Raw genomic sequence first — 8,551 nt, 5'->3', positions numbered from 1 at the left:
TCTCGGCGACGGGGGCGACGACGGTCGCCAATCTCGCCTATGCGGCGCGCCTCGGCCTCTGGGGTTCGACCGACATGCCCTTCGCGACACGGCAGGATTTTGTCGGCGCCATGGAGGCGGGCGGCATCGCTGCGATGGAAGTGCTCGCCCGTGATTTGAAGGCTCTCGGCCTCTATGCGTCCCGCGCTTTGTCCTATGCCGGCGTCGAAGTCGAGATGCTGGAACATCGTCTCTCCGAAGAGCAAATCCGCATCTACGACTCTTACGCCTCGACCTTCGAGATCATTCACAATAATCTCACGGCGGCGTTGGAAGCGGCCAATATCACCGGCGAGGGCGGCAGGGCCTATAACCGCAACGCCAAATCCGCCGCGCGTTCGGCCTTCGAGAGCAACAAGCAGCGTTTCTTCAATCATCTGATCACGGCGATGAAGGTTCCGAGCCTCATCGCCTCGATCGATCGCGATTTGGAGGCGGGCCATGCCGCCGTCATCCAGATCGTCTCCACCAGCGAGGCGTTGATGGAGCGCCGCCTTGCGGAAATCCCCACATCCGAATGGAGCGATTTATCCTGTGACTGTTCGCCCCGCGAATATGTGCTTGATTACCTCGCCCATTCCTTCCCGACCCGGCTTTACGAGGTCTATTCCGACGAGAACGGCGACCTGCAATCGCGGCCGGTCATCGACGAGAACGGCCAGCCCGTGCACTCGCGCGAGGCGATGGAGCGGCGCGATCGGCTGATCGAGCATCTCGCGGCGCTTCCCGCTGTGCAGGGCGCGCTCGACCAGATCGTTCAACGTTTTGGCGCCGAGACAGTCGCCGAGGTGACGGGCCGTTCGCGCCGGATCGTCAGAAAAACCAATGCCGACGGCTCGGATCGTCTCTGTGTCGAAAACCGGCCCGCCTCAGCCAATCTCGGCGAGACGCAGGCCTTTATGGACGACGAGAAGCGCGTCATCGTCTTTTCCGATGCTGGCGGCACCGGCCGCTCTTATCACGCCGAGCGCAGCGCCAAGAACCAGAGGCTGCGTGTCCATTATCTTCTGGAGCCAGGCTGGAAGGCGGACAACGCCATACAGGGCTTGGGGCGCACGAACCGCACCAACCAGGCGCAGCCGCCCTTGTTCCGGCCTGTCGCCACGGACGTGAAGGGCGAGAAGCGCTTTCTTTCGACGATCGCGCGACGTCTTGACACGCTCGGCGCCATCACGCGCGGCCAGCGCCAGACCGGCGGGCAAGGCTTGTTCCGGCCCGAGGACAATCTCGAATCGCCCTATGGCCGCACGGCGCTGCGCCAGCTCTATCAGCTGCTCTATTCCGGCAAGGTCGAAGGCTGTTCCTTGACGAGATTTCAGGAAGCGACCGGGCTCGACATTACCGATCAGGACGGGAGCTTGCGAGAGGAGCTGCCGCCGATCTCGACTTTCCTCAATCGCATTCTCGCCTTGCCGATCGCCCTGCAGAACCGCTTGTTCGAAGTGTTCGAGGGCTTGATGGAGGCGTCAATCGAAGCCGCCGTCCAGGCGGGGATCTTCGATGTCGGCGTCGAGACGCTCACGTCGGAGCGCCTCGTCGTCACCAATCGGCAAACCATCGCTGCCCACGCCAAGAGCGGCGCGCAGACGTCGCTGCTCACCATGCTGCGCAAGGACAGGACCAGAGTCACGACGCTGGCCGAGGCTTTTGATCATGCGACCGCCTCGCAGAAATCTCGGCTGATGGTCAATGACCAGTCGGGACGCGCTGCCGTCAAATTGCCGGCCCCTGGATTGATGCAGGACGACGGCTCGGTTCAATCGCGCGTGCGGCTGCTGAGGCCAGTGCATCGCGATCTGATCAGCGTCGAAGCCTTGGAGCGCTCACATTGGCGTGAGGCGACCGCGCAAGAATTCCGGCAGGCGTGGGAGGCTGAAGTCGCCGTGCTTCCGGAATTTACCGAGAGTACGTTCCATATTGCTGCCGGTCTGCTGCTGCCGGTCTGGAACCGACTTCCCGACGAGACGGCTCGCGTCTATCGCTTGCAGACCGACGAGGGCGAGCGAATCATTGGCCGCCTTGTGTCGCCGGCCAGCGCCGCGGTTCTCGGTGAAGCCTTGGGAGTCGAGGCCCCTGCCCTCGCTCCAAGCGCAGCGATCGTCGCCGTTATGCAAGAAGGGGCCGGTCTCGTTCTCGCTGAGGGGCTCGTTCTCAAACGCTCGCTGGTGATGAACCGCCAGCGTCTCGAACTCGTCGGGTTTTCTGACAGCTTGGTTGATCGCCTGAAGGCGCTCGGTTTCCTTTCGGAAATCATCGCCTGGAAACTGCGGCTGTTCGTGCCGCTAGGTGATGAGGCAACAAAAATCGTCGAGAAACTTTTCGAGCTTTACCCCCTGCTCCGCGTCGCCCCGTCGACGCGCGTGCATTCCTGACGCGGGAGGCGACGATGGAAAGCCCCGCCCGCATTTTGTCGCGCGGCCTCGCCAAACATGTCGAGGCCGTCTGCAAACATTATCTCTCCAATGGCTCCCGCTCCGGCAATTACTGGATCGTCGGCGACGTGAACAATCACAGTGGCCGCAGTCTTTACGTCCGCCTCAAAGGACCTCTCTCAGGCAAGGGTGCGCGCGGCAAATGGAGTGATTCAGCGACGGCAGAACACGGTGATCTGCTTGATCTCATTTCCGCGCGCGAAGGCCACCGCTCGTTCCGCGACACGCTCGACGAAGCTCGGCGCTTTTTGAAGGCGCCGCGAGAGCCGTTGCCGGAATTGAACGAAGGGCGATCATCGGAGCGCGACACGATCGCGCTGGTGCGAAAAATCTGGGCGGCGTCGCGGTCGATTGCGGGCACGCCGGCCGAGGCCTATCTGCGCGCCCGCAAAATCATGGCGGAACGCGACGCTGCGTCCCTGCGCTATCACCCGGCGCTGTTCTATCGGGAGCGTCTTGGCCTGCCGTCGCGAAGATTGCCTGCGTTGGTCGCCGCCGTCACTGATCATCGCGGCGAGATCACCGGCGTGCATCGCACTTTTCTCGATCCGACGCGTAAGGACAAAGCGCGCGTTCCGTCGCCGCGTCGTTCACTCGGCGCCATTCTTGGCAACGGCGTTCGTTTCGGGAAGATCGACGACGCGGTTCTCGTCGGCGAAGGAATTGAAACCGTTCTCTCGATCAAGAGCGCCCTGCCCGAATGGCCCATGGTCGCTGCGCTCTCCGCCGGGCATCTCGCAGCCTGGGAATTTCCGTCCGGTCTCCGCCGCCTCATCATCGCTTGTGACAATGACGACGCTGGGCATCGCGCGGCGCGGCGTTTGAAGGAGCGAGCCGAGGCGGTAGGCAGCGACGCGAGAATGATTTGCTCGCTGCGCGCGGATTTCAACAGCGATCGGCGCGTCATGTCGGCCGAAGCCTTCCGAAAACGGCTGGAACTGTTGCTCTGATCGTGTCCGGTGCGTCCGGTACCCCAACCTGGTTGGGCTCCGCAAGGCTCATCGCGGCTGAATTCATCCGCCTCGCCTACGCAGCGTCACGCACATGGATTTCGACATGCAGTCCAGCCGCCGCCGCCATGTTTACCAAGGCGTCCAGGCCAAACAGGTCGATCTTACCGCGCATAAGGTCGGAGACGCGCGGTTGCGTGACGCCAAACAATTTGGCGGCCTGCGATTGGCTCAAGCCAGTGCGCGAGATGTGTTCTTTCAAAGCCCGCATCAGAGCGGAGCGGAGCTTCATGTTTTCGGCTTGCTCGGGCGTGTCTTCAATGGCGTCCCATACGCTTGCGAAGCGTTCGTTGCTCATTGGCTTAACTCCTGCATCAGGTCACGGTACCGTTTCACAGCCAAGTCGATGTCCGCTTTGCTCGTCTTTTGCGTTTTCTTCTGAAAACAGTGCAAGACGTAGACAGCGTCGGCGAATTTCGCGACGTAGATGACGCGGAATGCCCCCGCAGCGTCCCGAATTCGAATTTCCCTTACCCCGCGGCCAATGGTCGGCATCGGTTTCCAATCGTCGGGCTGTGCGCCGTGCTGCACGAAGTCGAGCTGATGGCCCGCTTCGCGTCGAGCCGAGACGGGAAACGCTCGCAGATCATCAAGGGCGCTGCCCCGGTGTCGGGAGCCATCTTGGCTGAGACCGGAAAGAAGTTGGGGGTCGATTAAGAAAGGATGAATATCGTTCGGGGAATTCCTGATGGAGGGGTTCTCGATGAAATGGACGGTGAAGATAGAGCGCATTGACGAGGCTGGCAATTTACATTCAACAACAGTCGGCCACATCGAGCGGCCCGAGTTGACGTCTGAAGCCGACCTTGGTCTCACCCATGACGATGGGAAGTACTTGATCCGACGGGTCCAGGCGGAAGTTGCGCAAGATCAGGTTCACGCGCTCATCTCGAAAGTTCGATCCTGTCGTTGCTGTGGGCATCTCCGTTCCATCAAAGAACATCGGCGGCGGCGGATCGACACGGTGTTTGGACATCTGCGCATTCATGCGCCTCGCTTCGAGGCCTGCGGTTGCGGGCGGCCTGCCGCCTCGTCTCCCATGGCCGTCCTCTTTCCGCATCGCGCCACTCCCGAACTGAGGCATTTGCAGGTGAGGCTTGGGTGCAAGTTTTCCTATCAGCAAGCCGCCGGCATCCTGAACGAATTTCTACCCGAGCTCTCTTGTTTCAATCACGCGACGACTCGCAATCGCGTCCTGGCTGTGGGAAAGGCGATCGAAGCGGAAACGAGAGCCGAGATCGCCGAGAAGCCAAAAGTCGAAAAGCCCGTCGACCACATGACCGTCGGCATCGATGGGGCGTTTGTCAAAGCCACGCGCTCGAAAAATCAACGCAAGAATTTCGAGATCGTGCTCGGCCGGATCGAAACCTGCGGGCGCCAGGAGAAAATCTTCGCCGCAGTCCGCGATCTCGATGACCTCGCGCGTGAGCGGGTTCGTTCCGCTCTTCGCAGCGCCGGACGCGGGCCCGCCACCAATCTCACGGTTCTTTCTGACGGAGAGGACGCCATGAGGCTGATGGCCGGTCAATGGCTGAACGGGCGCGTTGAACACCCTTTCGCTTTGCGGTAGCTGATCGCGCGGTCGGTGAAGAGCGAGGCGTAACAGCGCCGGCAGGCGTCGAGCATGGCCTGTTCTCCCCGAATGTTGAGATAGATGGAGAATAATTGTCCGGTCGGACGGCTCGGTCGTCATGCCTGTGGCTTCTCCAAGTCAGGGAATGGGGCAGGCGCCCCGATCATGACGGCTCGCTTTCGTCAGGCCGGCCGCTCATCCGCCCGGCTTAGCCGGCCGTGCGCAGATGCGTGACTGAGGAGAGGACCGAGTTCGCCCAGATGGTGCTGCACTCGATGTCGCCGTCGCGCTCGAACCAATGCGTCGCGCCCGGGATGAGATCGAACGGGATGGGGTGGGCGGCCAGCGGATTGTGGAACACCTCCAACTCCTGGCACCAGGCTTCGCCCCGGGGCCAGAGTGCCTGGTATTCGTCGCTGGCGACCGACAGCTCGAAATTGATCGGCTCCAGCGCGCCTGGGGTTCGGTCAAAGAGGATGCCGTGCCGGATCATCGTCAACCCCGGAGGGCGCCAACCGGCAAGGAAGCCCATTCGATTGAACTTGGCGAACGTTGCCGCATTGCTGAAGACGACGGCCGACAAATGCGCGAAGTCCGGATCGCGGAAGAGCCCCGCCAGGATGCCGTGCCTGCCCGTCAGGTTGGCGATCGGTGTCCCGACCGCGCGGCGCTCCGCGCCTTCGCCTTCGATATCGGCGTGCATCCCGTAGAGGTAGGTGGGCAACGCTTCCCGGCTCCAGACCATCGAGCCGTATTCGTGAAAGTCGGCGATGGCGAGGGCGAAGGAACGCCCCTTCACGTGGTCCAGCTCATGATAGTTGCGCTGAAGCTTGCCTCGCAGTGTTTTGGCGAAGCGTTCGGCCGGACCTCCCATCAGGCGTTCCTTGCGGTCCCCCGGCGCATGCACCCAGTCACCGATCCCACCGGCGTGTGGGGTCTCGGAGTTCGCCGTCACCGCCTCGATCCAGCACACGTCGCCCTCCTTCTTGATCAGGAAGTCGGGCGAGACATGATCTTGCCGGACGCTCAGGCCCTGCTCGCGAAAGCAGGCGAGAAGGTAGAGTTCGAACAGCCGGGAGGCGAAGTTGCTGGTCTGAAAATCCGGGACGAAGTTGGCGTCGGGATTAGGAAGCGCGAGATAGCATTCGCCGATCGCCATGAGCGCCGGCAGATGGCTGATGGTGGTCGTCAGCAGATCGAACTCCGGAGATGTCCCGCGCGGCCCAGGCTTCAGCAAGAGCGGGCGGCGCCTGGCTCCCGGCGGCAAGGGTTCCGGTGGATCACCGACGCGCATGCCAATGCTGAGGCGGTCGAGCGCGGCCTCGGGAGTGGAATAGGGGCCGCCTTCATCGACCTTGGTCCAGCAGTGATCGATGCGCCGGAGCAAGGCGAGACTGGTGAAGGTCCCTTGCTCCGGATCAAGAAGGATGCAGCCGCTCGTGCTGCCCCGTCCGGCCTGATAGGCGCTGAAGATATGGGCGGGGTCGAAATTGGGACCGCGTTCGAGCGACAGCGCATAGAGTTCGAACTGGCGCTGGCTGATCGGGGTGATCAGTCGCGGCTCACCAGTTCGGGCCATGGCCGGCCTCGTCATCCTGCAGGCGGCAGGTGCGCGCATGCGACCTTATAGTCACGACGCCTCCGCCGCGGCCGCCGGGGCAAGGATATCGCTGGCTTCCCATCCCTCGCCCTGCCGGGCCGTCACGAACTCACGGTCCCAGACGCCCCAGTTCGTGGGCAATGGAACCTGCGCCAGGGGATTGTGGACATAGGTGATTGGCCGGACCTGGCGCGAGAGGTTGCCGAGGCCGACCCGTGACCAGATCACGCCCGAGATGTCGGCGAAGCGCTCGGCGAGGAAGGCCGTGCGCGGGATCGAATTACGCTCGCGGCGGATCAAGGGTGCAGCCTGGAAGCCCTCTTCGAGGACATCGCCGGTGTCGCGGTCAATGGTGATGAAGGCGTCGCCGATCGGGAACAGTGTCGTCATGATGAGCGGCAAGGGCTGTTCGGCGACATAGGGGCCGAAGCGGCTGGCACTGATCGCGATGATGCGGGTATCTTCCGGCGCGATCACGCCCTGCTCGATGTAGCGGGCGATCTTCTGCGCCTTGGTCCAGAACGCCCCGGAGGTCCGAAGCTGCGCCTGGCGGATCGGCGCGGCGACAAAGCCACCGCCCTCATTGATCGGCACGGGGCGCACGATCTGGTCAGGACCGGGAACGCCTTCGTCGGGGGTGATGGCCTCGATCCAGATGCGGCGACCGTCTTCGAGGACGCACAGGTCCGGTTGGCCGCCTTCGCGCTGACGATCGACGACGGGCAACAACGTCCGCCCCGCCTCGAGCAGCGTGCAGCCCAGATACATTTCCCAGAAGCGCCCATCGACGTCGCGCGCGAAACCCTGACGGAAGTCAGGATCGGCATAAGGTGCGTAGCGCGCCCACATCTCCTGCAGCATGGCGTGAAGCTGCTGTTCGATCGGAAACTCGGCGGCTTTCAGGTTCTCGAACCCGCGATCGAGATTGGCGCCGTCAACGTCGAAAAGATCACTCATCATCAATTCGTCTCGCCATTCGAACCTTATGCCCTGCGCGCACAGCGCCATGTCCGCATACATACTGACGGCGAACATGGTAGCCGACTTCTCACGAATGTCAGGCAGTTGGCGGCGTAGTGTCTGCTCTTGACGCATCGTTCCCGTAAGCAGTCGGGTCACGCAATGACCGGTTTGCCTCCTGATTCCAGACCTCTGTTTTGAGGTTCGATGCTGCGCGGGAACTTTCAGGGCACAAGATTCCAAAACGAAGTTTTCTTGCCGTGCTTGCCACGTATGCGCGCTGCGAACGGCTCGTGCGGTTCAAATTGCCCAAAATCGGCGATCGCCGAAGCGAGACCGGCGCATTCCTGAAAGTGACGCGCAGCATGCTTGTATCGACTGGACCTGCCGTTATCGAGCGAGAATTCGATCATGGCGCGGAGCGCCAGCGTCGCAGCCAAGGGATGCTTGCCTGCCAGCGCGTCCGCGACAGGTGTCAGAACCTCATAACGATCGCCATCCAATTTGTCGGCGCGCGTGAGTACGAGTTTCGCTGCGCGATCGGGCGCGGGCCAGGCGGCGAGGAATGAGAGCGCGGCGCTGAAATGCTCGAATTTCTCGGCGAAATCGAGCCCGCGGCTTTCCGCCTCGATGTCGTCGAAGTCAGGCAGCCGCTTGAGATAGTCCCCGCTACTGTAGTCGCAACGCGCGAACACCGAGGAGGCGAGCGCCATGAAACGCCACATTAGATCGAGCGCTTCTTTCGGATCGGACTTTCCGACATGTTCGACAATCGCGCGTGGCTGCGCCTCGAGATCGTCGACGAGCGCGCGGCGGTTCTGCCAGTCGACGAAGCTTCGAGAGCGAGAAATGGCGGTGAGGCGCTTGCGGATTTCGCGCGCTGCGTCGGCGGGGCTTTGCGCCCCCGCAATGGCAAGGCGCAAGCGTCGTTTTGCGG

General features: G+C 62.4%; 10 protein-coding genes. 3 read left to right on the top strand and 7 right to left on the bottom strand.

Annotated features, from left to right (window positions below; translation table 11 throughout):
• Positions 1–2,411: strawberry notch C-terminal domain-containing protein (locus tag QZ964_RS14605; RefSeq protein ID WP_292532375.1), on the top strand; the 2,411-nt coding region annotated here is incomplete at its 5' end.
• Between the two features lie 14 nt (positions 2,412–2,425).
• Positions 2,426–3,421 carry a toprim domain-containing protein gene (locus QZ964_RS14600; protein ID WP_292532374.1) on the top strand — a complete coding sequence of 332 codons (996 nt, stop codon included), beginning with the start codon at positions 2,426–2,428 and terminating at the stop codon, positions 3,419–3,421.
• 76 nt (positions 3,422–3,497) lie between these two features.
• Here QZ964_RS14600 and QZ964_RS14595 read toward each other — a convergent pair whose 3' ends face one another.
• From QZ964_RS14595 to QZ964_RS14585, 3 genes are all read right to left on the bottom strand, one after another.
• Positions 3,498–3,779 (bottom strand): helix-turn-helix domain-containing protein, encoded by a 282-nt coding sequence (locus QZ964_RS14595; protein WP_292532373.1) that lies wholly within the window; start codon positions 3,777–3,779, stop codon positions 3,498–3,500.
• The gene (locus tag QZ964_RS14590) at positions 3,776–4,135 is read right to left on the bottom strand and encodes a type II toxin-antitoxin system RelE/ParE family toxin (RefSeq protein WP_292532376.1); all 360 of its coding nucleotides are present in this window, start codon (positions 4,133–4,135) and stop codon (positions 3,776–3,778) included. Before QZ964_RS14590 ends, QZ964_RS14595 begins: the two co-directional genes overlap by 4 nt.
• A gap of 100 nt (positions 4,136–4,235) precedes the next feature.
• Positions 4,236–4,469 carry a hypothetical protein gene (locus tag QZ964_RS14585; protein WP_292532372.1) on the bottom strand — a complete coding sequence of 78 codons (234 nt, stop codon included), beginning with the start codon at positions 4,467–4,469 and terminating at the stop codon, positions 4,236–4,238.
• Positions 4,470–4,520: 51 nt separating this feature from the next.
• On the opposite strand from QZ964_RS14585, the gene QZ964_RS14580 reads away from it, so the two are divergent.
• On the top strand, positions 4,521–5,051 hold the full coding sequence (locus QZ964_RS14580; protein ID WP_292532371.1) for a hypothetical protein: 531 nt from the start codon (positions 4,521–4,523) through the stop codon (positions 5,049–5,051).
• On the opposite strand, the gene QZ964_RS21555 is transcribed toward QZ964_RS14580, so the two are convergent.
• The 4 genes from QZ964_RS21555 to QZ964_RS14565 all read right to left on the bottom strand — a co-directional run.
• Entirely contained in the window at positions 5,006–5,107 is a 102-nt protein-coding gene (locus QZ964_RS21555) for a PEP/pyruvate-binding domain-containing protein (protein ID WP_367119279.1), read from the bottom strand. The genes QZ964_RS14580 and QZ964_RS21555 overlap by 46 nt on opposite strands.
• 155 nt (positions 5,108–5,262) lie before the next feature.
• Complete coding sequence (locus QZ964_RS14575; RefSeq protein WP_292532370.1) at positions 5,263–6,633, bottom strand: hypothetical protein; 1,371 nt, start codon at positions 6,631–6,633, stop codon at positions 5,263–5,265.
• Between the two features lie 51 nt (positions 6,634–6,684).
• Positions 6,685–7,689, bottom strand: a complete 1,005-nt coding sequence (locus QZ964_RS14570; protein WP_292532369.1) for a hypothetical protein — start codon at positions 7,687–7,689, stop codon at positions 6,685–6,687.
• A 149-nt stretch (positions 7,690–7,838) separates the two neighbouring features.
• On the bottom strand, positions 7,839–8,551 hold a 713-nt coding region (locus QZ964_RS14565; protein ID WP_367119278.1), incomplete at its 5' end, for a DUF6880 family protein.

It is taken from the genome of Methylocystis sp. (genome assembly GCF_021731785.1).
GTDB lineage: Bacteria > Pseudomonadota > Alphaproteobacteria > Rhizobiales > Beijerinckiaceae > Methylocystis.
Note: the sequence above shows the minus strand (reverse complement) of the source record. Positions and strands in the feature narration are given on the sequence as shown.